Source organism: Occallatibacter sp. (genome assembly GCF_036502485.1).
Lineage (GTDB): Bacteria > Acidobacteriota > Terriglobia > Terriglobales > Acidobacteriaceae > Telmatobacter.
The window spans coordinates 1-18,168 of the sequence record NZ_DASXYM010000060.1; the positions used below are offsets into that span (position 1 = coordinate 1).

Annotated in this window: 12 protein-coding genes; 4 read left to right on the plus strand and 8 right to left on the minus strand. The window is 62.0% G+C overall.

Going from position 1 to position 18,168, the window contains the following annotated elements; genetic code table 11:
- The 8 genes from VGL22_RS09180 to VGL22_RS09215 form a co-directional block, all read right to left on the minus strand.
- Positions 1-1,442 (minus strand): DHA2 family efflux MFS transporter permease subunit (locus VGL22_RS09180; protein WP_465266607.1); only part of this gene is annotated, 1,442 nt, incomplete at its 3' end.
- Positions 1,443-1,740: 298 nt separating this feature from the next.
- Positions 1,741-2,226 (minus strand): DUF4262 domain-containing protein, encoded by a 486-nt coding sequence (locus tag VGL22_RS09185; RefSeq protein ID WP_465266608.1) that lies wholly within the window; start codon positions 2,224-2,226, stop codon positions 1,741-1,743.
- 21 nt (positions 2,227-2,247) lie between these two features.
- Positions 2,248-2,952 (minus strand): YqaA family protein, encoded by a 705-nt coding sequence (locus VGL22_RS09190; protein WP_465266609.1) that lies wholly within the window; start codon positions 2,950-2,952, stop codon positions 2,248-2,250.
- 381 nt (positions 2,953-3,333) lie between these two features.
- The gene (gene larB / locus VGL22_RS09195) at positions 3,334-4,080 is read right to left on the minus strand and encodes a nickel pincer cofactor biosynthesis protein LarB (RefSeq protein WP_465266610.1); all 747 of its coding nucleotides are present in this window, start codon (positions 4,078-4,080) and stop codon (positions 3,334-3,336) included.
- Positions 4,081-4,122: 42 nt separating this feature from the next.
- Positions 4,123-4,479 (minus strand): hypothetical protein, encoded by a 357-nt coding sequence (locus VGL22_RS09200; protein WP_465266611.1) that lies wholly within the window; start codon positions 4,477-4,479, stop codon positions 4,123-4,125.
- Positions 4,479-5,813, minus strand: coding sequence for a nickel pincer cofactor biosynthesis protein LarC (gene larC / locus VGL22_RS09205; protein WP_465266612.1), 1,335 nt, complete (start codon positions 5,811-5,813; stop codon positions 4,479-4,481). Before larC ends, VGL22_RS09200 begins: the two co-directional genes overlap by 1 nt.
- Before the next feature lie 209 nt (positions 5,814-6,022).
- Positions 6,023-8,212, minus strand: coding sequence for an amylo-alpha-1,6-glucosidase (locus VGL22_RS09210; protein ID WP_465266613.1), 2,190 nt, complete (start codon positions 8,210-8,212; stop codon positions 6,023-6,025).
- Between the two features lie 24 nt (positions 8,213-8,236).
- Positions 8,237-9,283 (minus strand): glycosyltransferase family 4 protein, encoded by a 1,047-nt coding sequence (locus tag VGL22_RS09215; protein WP_465266614.1) that lies wholly within the window; start codon positions 9,281-9,283, stop codon positions 8,237-8,239.
- A 409-nt stretch (positions 9,284-9,692) separates the two neighbouring features.
- On the opposite strand from VGL22_RS09215, the gene treS reads away from it, so the two are divergent.
- From treS to VGL22_RS09235, 4 genes are all read left to right on the plus strand, one after another.
- Positions 9,693-13,529: a maltose alpha-D-glucosyltransferase gene (treS, locus tag VGL22_RS09220; RefSeq protein ID WP_465266615.1), complete on the plus strand. Its 3,837-nt coding sequence runs from the start codon at positions 9,693-9,695 to the stop codon at positions 13,527-13,529.
- A gap of 35 nt (positions 13,530-13,564) precedes the next feature.
- Entirely contained in the window at positions 13,565-14,758 is a 1,194-nt protein-coding gene (locus tag VGL22_RS09225) for a hypothetical protein (protein WP_465266616.1), read from the plus strand.
- A gap of 101 nt (positions 14,759-14,859) precedes the next feature.
- Positions 14,860-15,684, plus strand: a complete 825-nt coding sequence (locus tag VGL22_RS09230; RefSeq protein WP_465266617.1) for a hypothetical protein — start codon at positions 14,860-14,862, stop codon at positions 15,682-15,684.
- Between the two features lie 368 nt (positions 15,685-16,052).
- Entirely contained in the window at positions 16,053-18,164 is a 2,112-nt protein-coding gene (locus tag VGL22_RS09235) for an FG-GAP-like repeat-containing protein (protein ID WP_465266618.1), read from the plus strand.
- The last annotated feature ends 4 nt before the right edge of the window (positions 18,165-18,168 follow it).

The window sequence follows — 18,168 nt, forward strand, 5'->3', positions numbered from 1 at the left end:
GCACCATTTGAACCGCCGAAGTGTCCGTTGAAGAAACCCTGCAGCGCGCCCAGATGCGACTCATAGCCGGGCTGGCCGGGCTGCATGTAACCCTGCAGGTGCTGCTGGTGCCAGAGGGAGCGGCTGGTGACTTGTGCGCCGGTGATGGCGATGAGGATACTGCCGCCGATGTTGCGGGCGAAATTGATGAGGCCCGAAACCTGGTTGGACTCCTCCTTGGGCATGCCCACGTAGGCGGCGTTGGTGATCGAGATGAAGCAGAAGGGCAGGGGAAGCATCTGAATGACGCGCAGCCACGAGGATTGGCTGAAGGTCATATCGAGGCTGGTGACGTAGGCGGCGTAGCGGAACGTGAAGGTGAAGAGGATGAATCCAAAGACCGTGAGGGTGCGGGCGGAGATTTTGCTGGTCGCCCATCCGGCAAGGGGCATGACCACTACGAGCGCGATACCTCCGGCGGTGAGCGCTTTACCGGCGGAGGTGGCAGTATAGCCGAGAAGCTCCTGCATGAACTGCGGCTGCAGAACGGTGTTAGCATTCAGAACTCCACCTACCAACGCCATCAGGAAGCAGCATATGGCGAAGTTTTTATAGCGGAACAGCCGCAGGTTAATGATGGGGTTCTTGGTGTGCAACTCCCACAAAACCAGCGCGATCATTCCGCCCACGAAGAGCACCGCGAAGAACTGGATGAACCCGGACGAGAACCAGTCCTTTTCCTCGCCTTTGTCGAGCATGATCTGCATGCCGCCCATGGCGATGGTGAGAAAGCTCAGGCCCAGGTAGTCCATCTTCCCCAGCAGGCTTCGATCGGGCTTGATCCACGGCGGATCTTCAATGAGGCGCGTAACCAGGACGAAGGCTAGCAGGCCCACCGGGATGTTGATGAAGAAAATCCAGCGCCAGGAGTAGTTGTCGGTGATCCATCCGCCGAGGGTGGGTCCGATCGAGGGAGCAAGCACAGCGACGAGGCCGTACAGCGCAAATGCCTGGCCGCGTTTGTGGGGCTCAAATGAATCGGCCATGATTGCCTGTGCCATGGGCTGCAAGCCGCCACCGCCGGCGCCCTGCAGGACGCGGAAGACGATCAGGAGGGGCAGCGTGGGGGCGATGCCGCAGAGGAAGCTGGCGACGGTGAAGATGACGAGACAGGCAAGAAAGAAATTGCGGCGGCCCATGACGCTCGAGGCCCAGGCGCCGAGGGGAAGCACGATGGCGTTGGAGACCAAGTAGCTGGTCAAGACCCAGGTGCCCTGGTCGATGCTGGCGCCCAGGTTGCCGGCGATGTGAGGCAGGGCGACGTTGGCGATGGAGGTGTCGAGCACCTCCATGAAAGCGGCCAGCGCTACCGTGGCCGCGATCAGCCACGGATTGGTTCGCGGCTTCCAGGCAGCCTGCAGGGCGGGATTTACGGCGGTCACCGTGGATTGAGCTTCGGGCAAAAAACGTCTCCTTAACGAAACTCGTTCAGGTCTAGAAAAAAGGTCTGAGACTGCAGCGCCGCAGCGTTTCTATGGGTTCGCACACGATGCTGCGTCGTTGGCAGGTTGCTGCGGGGAAACCTTGGCACGGCCGAAGGTGCCGGCCCGCTTGAGCCGGATTCCTGTTCTGCGGTTTAGATTCAGGTTGGTAGCTGCAGGGTTCATGCAATCTACGAGGGGCCGTAAGGCGTTTTGCATCGTGAACCGGGGAGCGTGGGGCCTCAGACCGGCCAGGGCCGGGGCCCGGTGCCCTGCGGGATTACCTCTGGAAGAGGATTGGCTGCCCTTCGCGGCACCAGGCGCTGCAGCGCTGGTCCCAAGGGAAGCGCCCGGACTCGTCGCTCCAGAAGCACTGATAAAGGGGGAACGGGTCGGCCTCGTAAAACCAGAGGGCGTAGCCTACGTAATCCTGGTAGAGTTTGCGATCGACTTCGCGGAAGCAGACCCGGTGGGGCCGCTGGAGGATTCCCTCGTATGGATCGCCGGCCTGGAATTGCATGCCGTTCTGGATATCGATGCCAATGACGTTGACGGCGCGCATGCAGGTGTCGAGCGGCAGACCGAAGAGTATGACTTCGGGGTGGCCCATGGAGTGGAAGAAGCCGATGGAGTAGGCGAAGTCGGGGCTACTCTCGGGCTCGCGCGCCAGCACACCGGTGATCTGCCACCCGTCGGTATGAATCTCCCTCAGGACCTTAGCGTCCAGTGCAGAGAGATCGTTTGCCTCTTCGAGAGAACGCGTCATGTCAGGTGAGAGTAGCTGCGGCTAGGCAGCGGTTGCTCCGGATCGGTTTTGGGTAGTGGCTTCGCCGGAAGTGCCAGCATCTTCTGCGCACTTGGCCCGGCGGAGTTTCCAGAGGCTGAATGCAAGCCCGGCTGCGGTAAGGGTGAGGAAGATGCAGAGAACGGGGGTGGACCACTTATCCAGGGTAGCGGCCCAGAGTTTGACCATGTGGCGCCCATAGGTGACGGCTAACCAACCCACAAGGCTGTAGCGCAGGAGTCGGCCCAGGCCGAAGGCGGTGAGGAAGCGCTGCCAGCTTGCCCCCAGGGCTCCAGCCGCGAGCAGAAACGGCCACAGTGGAATGGGCGGCGGAAGGATGGCGGGAAGGAAGACGACGAGAATGGGGTGTTTCTGGGACCAACCCTGCACCCTTTGTTGCTGCCGCTTGGGCACATAGCGGTGGAGGGCTGCCTCCCCACCTTTCTTGCCCAGCCGCCAAGTGGTCCACCCGCCGATCAGGCTACCGGCGACACCGCTACCCACCAAGAGATATGGGCTGCCCCCGTTGGAGATGAGCCACAGTAGCAACAGGTCAGTACTTCCGGGAATAGCCAGCGGGATGATGGTTGCGTCAACTAATGAGACCGAGAAGACGCCGAAAGCGCCAAGATGGGCCAGCCAGTGCAGAGTCGAAGATTTCTTGCCGCCCGCGGTGGCTGCGACGGGCCCAGCATCAAAGAAGGTCACTTATGGTTGGACGTGCATTTTCGCCTGACTGTCGCCCCAAAGGTCTTTCGGGTGCAATAAATGCGTTTAGATAACCACAGAACCGCTACGGTTTGAGGTTTGACGAAGCGGCGTATGGTGCGAGGGCGCGGTACGTTCTCCAAGCTGAACCATTCTGGCGCGGCTTGCAACCGGCGCATAAGGAAGCTCCTCTGGAGTTACAGGTCCCCCGGGATTGCGACTTGCGAAAAACCAGTGAATCACCTAGGTGTAGATGGAATGGCAATTGCGTAGGATGCTGTTCACAGGCCGCAACGGTCTGTGCTCGCACCTGGGCCGCATGTCGGTGGGACGCCATGCGGCCCCTTTTGGTCTAGATCGAATACGAGGCGTGCGGGCGGATTACATTCGGTTTATGAGCGTGGCCATGCAGGCCGCGCCAAAACCGTTATCGATATTCACCACGCAGACGTTGGGCGAACAGGTATTGAGCATGCCGAGCAAGGCGGCCAGACCGCCAAAGCTGGCTCCGTAGCCCACGCTTGTGGGCACTGCGATTACCGGGGCGTTGACTAGGCCGCCGACGACGGTGGGCAGGGCACCTTCCATGCCTGCGCAGACGATGAGCACGCGCGCGGACTGCAGCGAAGTGCGCTGGGCGAGAAGGCGGTGGATGCCGGCCACACCTACGTCGGCAATGAGTTCGACAGTGTTGCCCATCAGGCGCGCGGTCACGGCTGCCTCCTCGGCGATGGGCAAATCGCTGGTGCCGGCGCAAACCACTGCCACGGTTCCCTTACCTGCGGGCGCCGTTGCCTGTTCGAGCGTCATGCAGCGGGCGGCCTGGTGATAGGTGGCACGCGGCTCGGCCGCCAGCACGGATTGAGCGCATTCAGGCGAGACGCGGGTCGCCAGCACGTTGCCGCCGGCCTGGGCCATGCGGACGAAGATGGCTGTGACGTGTTCGATGGTCTTTCCGGAGGCGAAGATGACCTCCGGCATGCCGGTGCGCAGGGGGCGATGATGGTCGAGCTTGGCAAATCCCATGTCCTCGAAGGGCAACACACGCAGGCGCTCCAGCGCATCGGGGATGTCGGTGCGGCCTTCGCGAACTTCATTGAGCAGCGCTTCAAGCTGGGCGCGTTCCATTTGAGGACTCCTGGGTTCTTCAGTACTGGACTGAGATGCGGATTATTTGTGAGGCGCGGGCGTATGGCGGCACTTGATGCTCTCTTTGCGCGCCCAGTGCTCCACCTGAATGGCCGCGCCCTGCATGCAGATGTTGGCGCCCTGCTGCAGCGTGCCGGTGAATTCGATACCCTCGCCGGGGTTGGGGCGTGGGTCGCCCACCAGGATGTTGTAGAGCTTGCCGGCGCGCAGGTCGCGCACAATGAGGCAGCGCGCATCCACGCCGGTTTCAACGCAGCCCTCGCCATGCACTTTCTTTGGCTCAGGCTGTGGTTTGGGGATGTGGGGCGGTTGCTGCGCCTGTGCCATGGTGCAGGCGGTGAGCAATCCAACGACAATCAAGAACGGGATCCGCGTCATTATCCTTCTCGATCGTGTGCTGCGGCCCAAGCCTGCGTCGCTTGCTGCATTACGCGCTTGAGAGGAACCTTGTTTGCGTTGGCGATGCGGCGGCAGTCCTCGTATTCCGGCGCGACGTTGAGGACTTGGCTCGATGAGTCGCTGGCCACCTTCATCCTCACGGTGCCCCAGGGCGTGCTGACCTCGACGAATTCGCGTCGCAGGGCGACCTTGTTCTCGATGCGCCAGTGTACGCCGATGGTGGTGGTCTCGCGCAAAACGATTTCCCGCAATGCGGGCAGCTGGTCAGGCGAGCACAGCACTGTGAACTGCACGCCGGTGCGGCCCTTCTTCATCTGCACGGGGATGCGGTAGACATCCCACGCGCCGAGTTCGAGCAGGAGCTCGCTTACATGGGCCAGAAGCTGCGGGGTGGCGTCATCGATGACGGTTTCGAGTATGGCGATGGGTTCTGTTGCGGCGTCTGCGTTTTCAGCTTCGCGCGCTTCGCCGACCATGAGACGGAGCAGGTTGGGCTGGCCGCGGGTATCGCGTCCGCCAGCGCCGTAACCGGATGCGTGGATCTGAAGCTGCGGCAGGTGCGCGTATCGCACATCGAGCATGCGCAGAATGGTGGCGCCCGTAGGCGTCACGCGCTCCATGGGCGGTCCGGCAGCGTATACCGGTGCCTCGCCCAGCAATTTGAGCGTGGCAGGAGCTGGAACGGGCAGCGTGCCGTGAGCGCACTCCACGGTTCCGCTGCCCACGTTGAGGGGCGAGGCAATCCAGCGATCGATCCTTAGGTGGGCCGCGCCGGCTGCGGCGCACACGATGTCGACGATGGTATCGACAGCGCCGACTTCGTGGAAGTGAACCTGCTCGACGGGCATGGAGTGAACGGCGGCTTCAGCCTCGCCCAGAAGGAGAAACGCGCGGGAGGCGCGGTCTTTTACAGGCTCCTCGAGCGGGGCTGCGGCAATGATGCCGAGGATGCTCGAGAGAGAGCGATGCTCGTGGACATGGCTGTGCGTGTGGCCGTGATCGTGGTCATGATCGTGATGCGAGTGGCTGGGTTTGTGTGCATGCGCATGATCGTGATCATGTTCGTGTTCATGTTGGTGAGCGTGGTCGTGGCCGGCGCCTGGGTGTGATGGGAAGTCGTCTTCGGTCAGCACATCCACCTTGGTTCCGGTGATGCCGCCGCGCATGACTTTGCCGGCCTGGATTCGTGCGCCGACGTTGAGGCTCGTTGCGGTCTGCTGCAGAAAGTCGAGGGGCAAGCCGGCATCCACCATGGCACCCAGCAACATGTCGCCGCTGATTCCGGAAAAACAATCAAGGTAAGCAATGCGCATCGGATGTGATTCTAAATTGCGGCGCGGCTCTCGGGCAGATCGTCTCGATCCAGGTCGTCTGCAACTGCCCTTTCCTTGAGCAAAGGGATGAGCGACGAATGTCCCGCAACGTTGGCACATTCGTCGGCTTCAAGACTTTGGCCAGGAGAGTTTTTCCGCAACCAATGAGGGGAGCGCGTACAAAGCCTTTGCGAAACCGGCTCCCTGGATTACCGCAGCGCAATAATTTCCAGGTGCCCGCTGCGCCTGACGATATTCACACCCACCGTCTCCGCATAGCGCTCGAATGACAGATCCACGCACGCATTGCCCACGCGCAGATTCTCGATTCGCACCTGTTGCAACGACTCCGGCAGCCTGGAGTGATGCAGGAACAGCTTCTGCTCCTTCGCGCGAATCTCCAGTCCCAGGCAGGCCTGCAGCACCATGAACACCGCCCCCGCCGCCCAGGCCTGCGGGCTGCACGCCACGGGGTATGAGGTCGGCCCTTTTCCCGGCCGGCGCGCGAAGCCGCAGATGAGCTCCGGTAGACGGTGCAGGTTCACTTTGTCCGACAGGTCGAAAAGACCCGAGAGTACCGCCAGGGCCAGCTCCTTATCCTGCGAACGCAGCGAGCCCCAAGCAATCACCGCGTTGTCATGCGGCCACATGGATCCATTGTGGTACGCCATCGGGTTGAAGCGCTTCTCGCCCGTCACTATGGTGCGGATGCCCCAGCCCGAGTAAAACGCCGGCTCGCGCATCGCCTGGCTCACGGAGCGCTGCTGCGCGTGGCTGGCAATACCGGAGAACAGGCAGTGCCCTGCGTTCGAACTGCGCACCCGGCACGGCTTCTTTTCGCCATCCAGCGCCAGCACAAACAAAGACAGGTCGTGCGACCAGAACGCCTGCTGGAAATTGTGCTTCAGTTCCGCCGCCTCCTGCTCCAGGGTGTCCGCCAGCGTGGACTGGCCCAGATCGCATGCCACCTTGGCAATCCCGCACTTCGCCGCGTACACGTACGACTGCACCTCGCACAGCGCGATCGGCCCAACCGCCAGCTTACCGTCGCTGTGGAACACCGAGTCGTTCGAATCCTTCCAGCCCTGCTGCACCAACCCGTTATCGTTCCGGCGCGCGTACTCCACGAAGCCGTCGCCGTCGCGATCGCCATAGCGGTCGATCCACTCCAGGGCGGCCAGAACATTCGGCCAGATACTCCGCAAAAACTCCTCGTCCGCGGTGCGCTCGTAGTAGGCCGCGGCGAGCATGAGAAACAGAGGCGTGCCGTCCACGGTGCCGTAGTAGCGCCCGAACGGCACCTCACGCAGCTCCGCCATCTCGCCCTTGCGCAGCTCATGCAGAATCTTACCCGGCTCCGCGTCGCGCTCCGGATCAAAGCTGGTGGCCTGCGTCGCCGCCAGATACGAAAGCACGCCACGCGCCACCTCGGGCGCAAGCCACAGCAGTTCGAGCGCCGTGATAATCCCGTCCCGCCCGAAGATGGTGCTGTACCAGGGGACCCCTGCGTAGGGATAAGGGCCGAACGGCGTCTTCGTGATCATCATTGCCAGGTCTGACTGCGAGCGGCGGAGCCATGCATTGAATCGCTCGTTCGATGTATGCACGCCGACGTCGGCCAACGGTCCGGCCGCGCGCTCATGCACCAGCTCCTGCAGAGCCTGATCGTACGGCTGCACATGGATATCGAGGTCCTCACGCAGGCACTCTACCCGCACATCGAGCACCCGCTCGCCATGCGCCTCCAAGTGCAGCGGAATCCGAATGCCTCCCTCGTACGGCTTGCACTCCGGATCGGAGCATTCCACGCGCGTGGTGCGCCGGATCCGATCCAGCCCCTCGTATGCCATGGACAGCCCGGTACGATCTGTCTCTTCCGCCAGGATCTCGCCTCTACGCTTTCGCTTCTCGCCGCGAATTTCGAAGATGTCGGCGAAATCCGCGTCGAACTCCAGGGAGAGCTCTATGTCGATGGGCACCTGGTTGTAGTTGTGAACCGTGAGGCGATCGTGGCACACCCCGTCGCTCAGGAATTTGGTCCTGTAGATGTGCAGGGTGCCCCGCAGCAGTTCGTCCCCGGAGGGCAGCGTCACATCGGGGTTAGTCAGATCCACCGCGAACAGCACATTATCCTCGCGGATTGTCGAGCTCAGCAGCAGCGGCCTCACTCCGCAGAGCTTCAGCTCCAGCCGGGACAGATGGCGCATTTCGAGATGGAAGATCCCCTGCTGCCCTGACCCTACCGGCTGAATATCACCGCTGCGATCGAAGACTGAGAACGTGTCCCCATGCAGCAGAACCCGGGTGCGGTCGTCAGCAAGTGAAGAGTTGGCGCTGATATAAAACTGCTGTCCTACCTCGATGACGTCTTTGCTGATCGAGTTTTTGAGCAATGGCATGAATCCTGCTCCCTAAGAAAGCGCTCAGGCGGCCTCGGCTGTTGCCTGCTCGGCCACCTTTTCGTAAACGTGAACGTAATCCTCGCACATGCGTCGCGCGCTGAAACGCGTTTCAAACACCTCACGGCACTGGCTGCGGCTGATGCTGGGGATGCGCCTTACAGCCTCGGCGGCTGCTTTCACGTTATGAACGATGAAACCGGTGACGCCGTTTTCGAGAATCTCCGGCACTGAGCCGCCAGGAAACGCAATCACTGGCGTGCCGCAGGCCATCGCCTCAATCATCACTAAGCCAAATGGTTCCGGCCAATTGATTGGAAACAAGACGGCATGGGCGTTGGACAGGAACTGGCTCTTTTGGTCATCGCCAATCTCGCCGAGAAACTCGATCTGCGGGTCGTTCAGCAAAGGTCGAATGCTCTTTTCAAAGTACTTCTGATCCACGGGATCAACCTTGGCCGCGATGCGCAGCGGCAGGTGCGTGGATTTGGCGATGCGGATAGCCGCCGCCAAACCCTTTTCCGGCGATACGCGGCCCAGGAAGGCCAAATATCCGCCTTTGCCGTCACCGGGGCTGAATTCATCGACGGGCAGACCGTGGTGTACGGTGGCCTCCCAGTTTGCCCACGGCATGGGCGCACGCTGCGCATTTGAAATCGACACCAGCCGCATGTCGCTGAATTCGCGGAAGAGTGGGAAAAGATCGGTGATGTCCAGTCGTCCGTGCATCGTGCTGATCGCAGGCATTCGACCCGAGCGTATTTGCGGAAAAAGCAGGAAGTCGGCATGGCAGTGGATCACGTCGAACTTGTCCGCCTCCTGGGCCACAATCTCCGCCTGCAAAACGTGCCACGCCAGCGGGCAGGGAATATCTGGATGGGCGAGCCGCAACGCCTTGGGGCAGATGGGTCGCAGTTCGGCCCTCGTTTCGGAATCGGCGCTCGCAAACAGCGTCACCTCATGGCCCTGCCGGACCAGTTCCTCAGTCAAGTAGGAGACGACACGCTCCGTGCCTCCGTAAAGCTGGGGGGGCACGCTCTCATAAAGAGGTGGCACCTGGGCAATCTTCACCTGGCGTTCTCCGGGCCCCTGGCTGGGGTGTAGCTGCATAGATGCCGGCTGCCCGCTCAGGCGTAGTTTCTTCGGTTGAATTGGAAGCGTGAGAGTTTACGTTGAAACGCCTCTGCAGGACCTGAATTGAAAGTAACCCTCTGGTTTGATTGGTGCATCTCTAGCAGCATGGCTCGGACCAATGCCCGACACTCCGCCGGTTGTCCGCTTATGGCCGGATTCGGCGGCTCCGCGCATCGGACGGAAGCCGAATTCGCACTTAAACCATTCAAATTCATGCCGCTGCAGTGCTGACGCCGTGCAAAATAGAAAGAGCCCTGGTCCGCTGAGCACAATAATGTTTGCGGCTACCGCGCAATCCCCGGAACCACTACCCAGCCGATTCACCCGTCCGGAGACGCAAGAGAACGTGAAAAAGATCGCCAGTGCACTCGATCCCCTCTGGTACAAAGACGCGATCATCTATGAGATACACGTGCGGGCCTTCGCCGACTCCAATAATGACGGCATCGGCGACTTCCCGGGCCTGATGTCGAGGCTCGACTATCTTCAGGAACTCGGCGTCACCTGCTTGTGGCTCTTGCCGTTCTTTCCGTCGCCGCTCCGCGACGATGGCTACGACATCGCCAATTACGTGGACGTGAACCCGTCGTACGGAACTCTGGCCGACTTCAAGGCTTTCCTCGACGCCGCCCACAAGCGCGGTATGCAGGTGATGATCGAGCTGGTTATCAACCACACCAGCGACCAGCACCCCTGGTTCAAGGCCGCCCGCCAAGCCCCGCCTGGGTCGCCCGAACGCGACATGTACGTCTGGTCGGACACAGACCAGCGATTCAAAGATGCCCGCATCATCTTTACCGACACGGAGAAATCCAACTGGACGTGGGATGAGGTCGCCAAAGCCTACTACTGGCACCGCTTCTTTTCGCACCAGCCCGACTTGAACTTCGACGACCCGCGGGTGATGGATGAAGTGCTGAAGGCCATGCGCTTCTGGCTCGACATGGGAGTCGACGCGCTGCGCCTCGACGCTATTCCCTACCTCGTCGAGCGCGATGGCACCAACTGCGAAAACCTTCCCGACACCCACGAGAAGATCAAGAAGATTCGCGCCGCCATCGACGAACTCTATTCCAACCGCCTCATCCTGGCAGAGGCCAATCAGTGGCCGGCCGACGTGCGCCCCTACTTTGGCGACGGCGACGAGTGCCACATGGCGTTCCACTTCCCGCTCATGCCGCGCATCTACATGGCGTTGCGTCAGGAAGACCGCCTGCCCATCACCGACATCATGGCGCAAACTCCGCCCATCCCCGACAACTGCCAGTGGGGCCTCTTTCTGCGCAACCACGACGAGCTCACCCTCGAGATGGTCACCGACGACGAGCGCGACTACATGTACTTCGCCTATTCGGCCGACCCGCGCATGAGGGTAAATGTCGGCATTCGCCGGCGCCTCGCGCCCCTGGTCGACAATAATCGCCGCCGTATTGAGCTGCTCAACTCGCTCCTGCTGAGCTTCCCCGGTACGCCGATCCTTTATTACGGCGACGAGATCGGCATGGGCGACAACATCTATCTCGGCGACCGCAACGGCGTCCGCACCCCCATGCAGTGGTCTTCCGATCGCAATGCCGGCTTCTCCCGCTGCGATCCTGCCCGCCTCTACTTCCCCGTCATCATGGACCCCATCTACGGCTACCAGGTGGTAAACGTCGAGGCCCAGCTCAGCGACCAGTCCAGCCTGCTGCACTGGACCCGCAACATGATTGCGCTGCGCAAGCTGTTCCAGGTCTTCGGGCGCGGAGCCCTGCTGTTTCTCAATCCTGAAAACCGCAAGGTCCTCGCGTATATCCGCGATCTGGACCGCGGCGACGGTACCCACGAGACTATTCTCTGCGTCGCCAACCTCAGCCGCTTCGCGCAACCTGTTTCGCTCGACCTTTCCGCCTGGGTCGGCATGGAGCCAGTGGAGATGATCGGCTATGTGCAGTTCCCGGCCGTCACCCTCGACCCCTACAAGCTTTCCCTCGCCCCCTACTCGTTCTTGTGGCTTGAACTGCAGCCCGCCGCCGCAAAACCAGAGTTGGCGCCCGACATCCTGGCGGAAAGCTCGCAGGATCTGCGGTCGGAGGAACCGGCCGCCCTGGATCTCCTCACCAGGAGCTGGGCGGGATTTATCGCCGGCCATGGACTTGCTCTGATCGAATCGGCCCTTCCGCCGTGGCTGCAGCGCCAGCGCTGGTTCGGAGCCAAGACGCGCAAGATCCTCAACGTTAAAGTTCTTGAATGGGTGGAAATGCCCGCCCCCATCGCCGCCAATACTGAGCTGCTGCCCGCCTCCGATCTCCCCGCCGACAGTTCGGTCCCGCCAGCCGTGTTCTACGTGGAGGTGAATTACGGCGAAAACCAGTGCGACGTCTACCAGGTTCCATTGGCGTTCTCGACCGGGGCCACGGGCGAGAAGATAACGGCCGAACGTCCACTCAGCGTCATCTCCACCATGGCCACCCCCACCGGAACAGGTGTTCTCCACGATGCCAGCGGCCGCGAAGATTTCCGTCAGGTTCTGCTGAGCATGATCGAACGCGGCGCCTCTCTTGAGCTTTCTAACCTGCGGTCCGCGGCCGTAGAGGTCGCCGCCTCCCTTGCCGCCTCAGCCAGCGGCCACTCCGCGCGGCAGGCCGCAGAAAACGGGGAGGCAGAGGAACTGCTTGCGCACCCTGAACGCGCCACGCATAATCAATCGGCGCCAGGCATGGTCCACCTGCGCCCCCATGAAGTTTTCCCCAGCGACTCCGGCGTGCCCGCTGTCGCACCCCCCGCCCCATCTGCCCACGCCGAAAACTCTGAAAACGTGGTGCCCCATCCTTTGGCCGGCATGTCTGTTGAGCCGCTGCCACTCACCGCTCAGCCCGGCGAGGCCGCGGCCCCGCCACGCTCGGAGAACCCTGCGCCCCTTCCCGGATCCAACACCCCGCGGCTGCAGCCTCGCGAATCCCCCTCCGCAGGAGAGCGCCAGACCCGCACCGGGGTCCTCCATGCGGCTCCTTCACGCGCATTTGCGTTCGAGCGCGGCGAGCAGCATCTGCGCGCCCGCGTGGGCTCCGCCGAGCAGTCAAACACGTCGATCCTTTACAACGACAAACTCATCCTCAAGATTTTCAGGCGCCTTCAGTCGGGAGAAAACCCCGACGTCGAGATAGGCCGTTTCCTCACCGAGAAGACGCATTTCCGGAACATCCCGCCTTTTCTGGGCGAAATCACCATCACTCCCTCCGCGGGCGAAAAAACCACGGTCGCCATGCTACAGAGCCTTGTCGCCAACCAGGGCGACGGCTGGGAGTGGTTCCTGCATCAGCTCTCAGAGTTTTTCGCGGCTGTGATTTCCGTTCCTGCGCCGCCTCAGGCAGCGCACACCGGCTGGACGTCTCTGCCCGAAACACCCGTTGAACTCCGCGAGCACGCGCGGTCCACTGTTGAAGCCGCATCGCTCCTGGGCCGCCGCACTGCCGAGATGCACCTCGCGCTTGCCATCGCTAACGACAATCCGTCCTTCTCCTCCGAGCCCTTCAGCGCTGAGGACCTCAGACGCGATGCCCTCCGCATTGAGGACCAGCTCAGGTCCACATTCGATGCCCTTCGCAACAAGCTGGCCAGCCTCCCGGACGACGTCGCCGATGACGCCGCCCATCTGCTCGCCCGCCGGCGCGACCTGCTGGCGCGTGCCCACTCCATCGCCGCCGGCGAAGCCGCCGGAAAGAAAATCCGCATACACGGCGACTACCATCTCGGCCAGACCCTGCGTACCGGGTCGGACTCCAGCCCGTCCGGTGGAGACTTCATCCTGCTCGACTTCGAAGGCGAGCCGGCCCGCCCGCTTTACGAGCGCCGCCGCAAGCAATCGCCTCTGAAAGACGTCGCGGGAATGGTACGCTCATTCTCGTACGCGGCAAGCTCGGGGCTCGATCAGTTCCGCGCGGCACATCCCGATCGCGAGGCCGCTGCGGAAAACCTGGCGAGCTGGGCTCACGCCTGGGAATCGGCTGCAGTTTCTGAGTTCCTGCGGGCCTATCAGGCGGAGATGGGAACCAGACCGGATCTTCTCCCTGAACCTGGCCGCGCGCATGCTTTGTACTCTGCCTATGTGCTTGAAAAAGCGCTTTACGAGCTGCTCTATGAGCTCAACAACCGGCCTGCCTGGCTGCGCATCCCACTGAGCGGCGTCCTTTTTCTTGACTAGCAGCAGGCGTGCTCAGCAGTCCCAACGTGTTCTCTATGGCGACAGCAGATCCCATTTCCGATCTTTCCCGCCCGCAGGCCCCCAGCGGCTATGCGCTCCTTGCCCTGCTTCCGCCACTGCCCAACGACCAGCTTGAAAGCACCGTCAACCGGCTCACCTCCTTTGTGGCCCCGGAGGAACTGCTAGTCGCCACCCAGAACGGAGTTGCCGCCGACGCCTACCCCCCACTGCGCCTTGTGGACGCACCCGCCACGCGCATGTCCTGGACCCTTACCGCCGCCGACTTCATCAGCGCCGCCGAACTCGCCCGAAAACACGAAGCCCGCGCCATCCTCATGCTCGGGCCCGAATCGGGCTCCATGAGCTCTTCCGCTCTGCGCAATATTTCCCAGGCTGTGCTCAGCGGCTCAGCCGACCTGGCTCTTCCTCACTACGACCTGCCGCCCCACACCGGCCTTGTCAACTCCGCCATCATTTATCCGCTTAACCGGGCCCTCTTCGCCACGCGCGCCCGCTTCCCCCTCGCGATTGATCTAGGCCTGTCTCCGCGCATGGCAGACCGCATGGCCGCCGCCGCCCAGCGGTTCACCACTATCGGCCAGGACGATGCCATCCTGTGGCCCATCTCTGAAGCCGTGGTCGCCGGCCACACCCTCACTGAAATCGACGCCGGCACCCGGAGCATCCCGCAGCCGCCCGACCCCGATATTCGCAACATCCTCGCCACCGTGGCCGGGTCGCTGTTCTCCGACATCGAGGCCAAGGCGGCTTACTGGCAGCGCCCCCGACGCCTCGCTCCGGCCCGTGTTGCAGCGCCGGCGGTTCCCCGTGCCGCCGAGAGCGCCTCAGACGTGGCATCCATGATTGAAGGCTTCCGCCTGGCCTACAGCAACCTCCAGGAAATCTGGTCGCTGGTGCTGCCGCCTCATTCTCTGCTGGGCCTAAAACGCCTCTCTTTCCTGGAGCCCGTCAGCTTCCGCATGCCGGAAAACCTCTGGGCGCGCATCGTCTACGATTTCGTAGTCGCCTTCCGCTTGCGTACCATCAACCGCGGCCATTTGCTGGGAGCGCTTATTCCGCTTTACCTGGCCTGGGTGGCGGGACACATCAACGTCACCGCGTCGGGCGTGGATCCGGAGCGACACATTGAAGCCGTGGCTGCGGCCTTCGACGCCGACAAACCGTACCTCGTCTCGCGCTGGCGCTGGCCTGACCGGTTTAACCCATGACTTTTCTGAATATGACCCGGGCTGAATCTGTTCCTGGTTCTCTTATGAACGGCTTCCATCCAATCCGGTTGATCGCAACAGAGATGCAAGGAGGCTTTCACGTGCATACTCCGTCTTCTTTGCCGATTCCCCTGCTTCGCGGGCTGACCTCACGGCTGGCGGATGCGAATCCGCCGCTCTACTCCGATAACGTCTCCATGTGGCACCACGTCACCGGCTCGCTCCAGAACTCCTTCTATCGCGTCCTTTCGCTCCTGCTCGCGGTCCTGCCCGGCATTCTCGCGTTCTTCGTCGCCGTCTTCATCTTCACCCTGCTGGGTATGGGCGTCTCCGCCATGATGCGCCGGCTGCTGGTCTGGGTCCGCTTCGACGAGCGCCTCACGCGCAACCGCGCCGACTGGACACCCTCCAGTTCGCCCACCGAGTTGTTCGCCCGGGCCTCCTTCTGGACCTGTGTGCTGCTCGGCCTCGTCATCGGCGTCTCGGCCTTTGATGCCTCCTATTCCAGCGCCTCGAACGTGCCCATCCTGTTGCTTCCCTACGTCACTCATGCCATTGGCGCTCTGATCGTGCTGCTGGTCGGCACGCTGGTCGCCCGCTTCCTCGCACGATCGGTGCTCATCAGCGCAGTGAACGCCCAGCTTCAGTACGCACGCTTCCTATCCCTGGGAGTGAAATGGCTGGTGCTGGTCCTCACTGCCGCGATGGTGCTCGATCACCTGGAGATCGGCGGGCACATCGTAGCACTGGCTTTTGGCATCCTCTTCGGCGGGATCGTCCTCACCCTTGCACTTGCGGTCGGCCTCGGTTCGCGCGACCTTGTCACACGCTCCTTGGAGCGCGGCGTGGAGCGCGCCACCGAGCACTCCACAATTCCCAACATTCCGGCCGGGACCGGCGCCGGCGAATCCTTCCGCCACTTCTGAGAGGGACGAAGACGGCGCCGGCCTTCGTGCTGTTCGAGAGCGCGGGGACGGGGCCCTCACTCTCCTGCGCTCCTGCCCTTTCCGAGATTGGCGCGGCGTTGCCGCAAACATTCCCTCGCGGCTTGCTGAACGAGCCGCGCGGTTTTAGGGAAGTGTCCGGCCGCTTCTTACCTTGCGGCAACCCCAACCCCGGCTGCGTGAATCTATGGGAATGGCTCGTTGCGGGTCACTTCGATCATTGAATAGATAACGATTCCCACGTGGCCGCTTGTCCTTTAGAAGACCTTGAATATGTCTCCGGTGTATTTGCGCAATCGTATGCGCAAGTTCCCTGCCATGCCCATTCGCGGCAAAGGAGTACCTTCCCCATGCGGTTTTCCCCAGGATACAGCGCGCTGACATTGTCAGCGCTGGCCATTGCGTGCGTTCCGTTCCAGGCGGGCGCACAGACGCAATCATCGTTTTCCGCGCATACGCTGTACAGCGCCAACAATACGCTGGAAGTGGTTGCGCGCGGCGACTTCAACGGCGACGGGCGCGACGACTTCATCGCCTTACAGTTCAATGCAAACGGCGGCGGGACAAACTATTTGTTTCTATCGAACGGGGACGGGACCTACGACGCTCCGATTGCCCTGGCCACACCCCTGGGCCAGCAGATTGTGACGGGCGATTTCAATGGCGATGGAAAGCTGGATTACGCTGCCCTCGACTACCAGGCGAAGGTGGTGCATGTCTGGATCAATAAAGGCGGCGGCACATTCACCGGTTCGTCAGACCTGGCTACGGATGCGAACCCGGTAGCGATTACCGCGGCGGATATGAATCACGACAACATCACCGATGTGATCATCGCCTCCGGCAATGGCGCCACCTCCAGCCTGCAGGTCTGGATGTTGAATACCTACGGGAGCGGCGGTACTGCGAGCAGCGTCACCTCCGGCGTCATCTCGCCGACGTCCATTCTGACCGGGGATTTTGACGGCGACGGCAAGCCGGATGTCGCGGTGGTTCAGAATTACCAGGGACCCACCACTGTGCAGATCTGGTATGGCGACGGCAAGGGCCACCTGGCATCGCCCTATAAGATCACCGACCCCAACGGCGATGACGACCGCTATGACTCGGTTATGAACCCGGTCGGCGACTTCAACAACGACGGCAAGAGCGACATCCTGATGTATCGAACCGTATACGGAGTGAGTGGCACCACCACATTCAGTCCACAGATCGCGGTGTTCAGCGGCACCGGCAGCCGAGCCCTCACCTTTAGTACGATCGGCACCACGGCCTGCCCCCACGGCATCCAGGTGGCCGATTTCAATGGCGATGGCGTCAACGACCTAGCGTACGCGCAGGAGCCCTGCAGCAACTTCGGCGCCGGCCCCGAAACGTTTGTAATCCGGCCCGGAACAGGAAGCGGCGCGGTCGGATCCGATCAGGACGTCTATAGCAGCTCGTACTATGCCGGCGGGGACATGATGGCAATCAAGAGTACCCAAGGCACCAAACCGGACCTGATCTTCACCCAGTGGACGGCTGCGGCACCCGTCAGCGGAGCACCGCCCCAGGAGTTCGTGCTGCTGACCAATAGCACCACGGGCAGTTCCTTCCCCGGCTGCGGCACCACGAATCAGGCCGTGGGCATCAATGTGTGTGCACCCAGTGGCTCGTCGGCAAACTCCCCCCTGAAGTTTTCGGTCAGCGCCGCGGGCCCCACGCCCATGCGAGCCGTGGCCGTGTGGGTCGACGGCCAGAAACTCAGCGAGCAACTCACCCATGCCTTCTCTGACTACTCTTTCCTTGATCAATCGCTTACCCTCAGCTCCGGCACCCATAACATCACCGTCTACGGAACCGGCTGGGATAACACGCTGCAGCAAAAGAAATTCACACTCTCAGTGGGCGGCGCCTCAGGCTGCGGCATGCCGGCATCGCCGGGCGTGAACGTATGCAAGCCCGCGAATGGCTCTACCGTGGGCTCCCCGGTCGAGGTTCAGGCCGCCGCCAACATCACCGGCACGCTCGCTCGCATGGAGATCTGGGTGGATGGCGTAAAGAAGTTCACTGAGACCACCAGCACCAGTCTCGACACAACCCTTGCCATGGCAAGCGGCTATCACAAGATCGACATCTACGCGGCTAACACCGCGGGTAACTTGTGGGAGACGACGACCTATGCCACGGTAGGCACCTCCAACGGATGCGCTGCGCCCTCATCGCCCAGCGTCAACGTGTGCAGCCCCGTCAACGCCTCGACTGTGCACTCGCCGGTACAGGTCGTCGCTACGGCCAACATCGTGGGCACGCTGGCCCGCATGGAAGTGTGGGTCAATAACGGCAAGATGTACACCGAGACCACCAGCACCCAGCTCAGCACGACCCTCAACCTGGCCGCGGGCACCTACCAGTTCGACATCTACGCGGTGAACACGCAGGGCGCCAAGTACGAGGAAACCGTGCGTGCGACCGTGCAGTAAGCAG

What these genes read in the sequence shown, in the direction of transcription:
- VGL22_RS09225 (WP_465266616.1), top strand. Translation starts at nt 13,565, where the DNA reads ATGGCGACAGCAGATCCCATTTCCGATCTTTCCCGCCCGCAGGCCCCC.
- larB (WP_465266610.1), bottom strand. Translation starts at nt 4,080, where the DNA reads ATGGAACGCGCCCAGCTTGAAGCGCTGCTCAATGAAGTTCGCGAAGGC.
- VGL22_RS09210 (WP_465266613.1), bottom strand. Translation starts at nt 8,212, where the DNA reads ATGCCATTGCTCAAAAACTCGATCAGCAAAGACGTCATCGAGGTAGGA.
- larC (WP_465266612.1), bottom strand. Translation starts at nt 5,813, where the DNA reads ATGCGCATTGCTTACCTTGATTGTTTTTCCGGAATCAGCGGCGACATG.
- VGL22_RS09235 (WP_465266618.1), top strand. Translation starts at nt 16,053, where the DNA reads ATGCGGTTTTCCCCAGGATACAGCGCGCTGACATTGTCAGCGCTGGCC.
- VGL22_RS09200 (WP_465266611.1), bottom strand. Translation starts at nt 4,479, where the DNA reads ATGACGCGGATCCCGTTCTTGATTGTCGTTGGATTGCTCACCGCCTGC.
- VGL22_RS09185 (WP_465266608.1), bottom strand. Translation starts at nt 2,226, where the DNA reads ATGACGCGTTCTCTCGAAGAGGCAAACGATCTCTCTGCACTGGACGCT.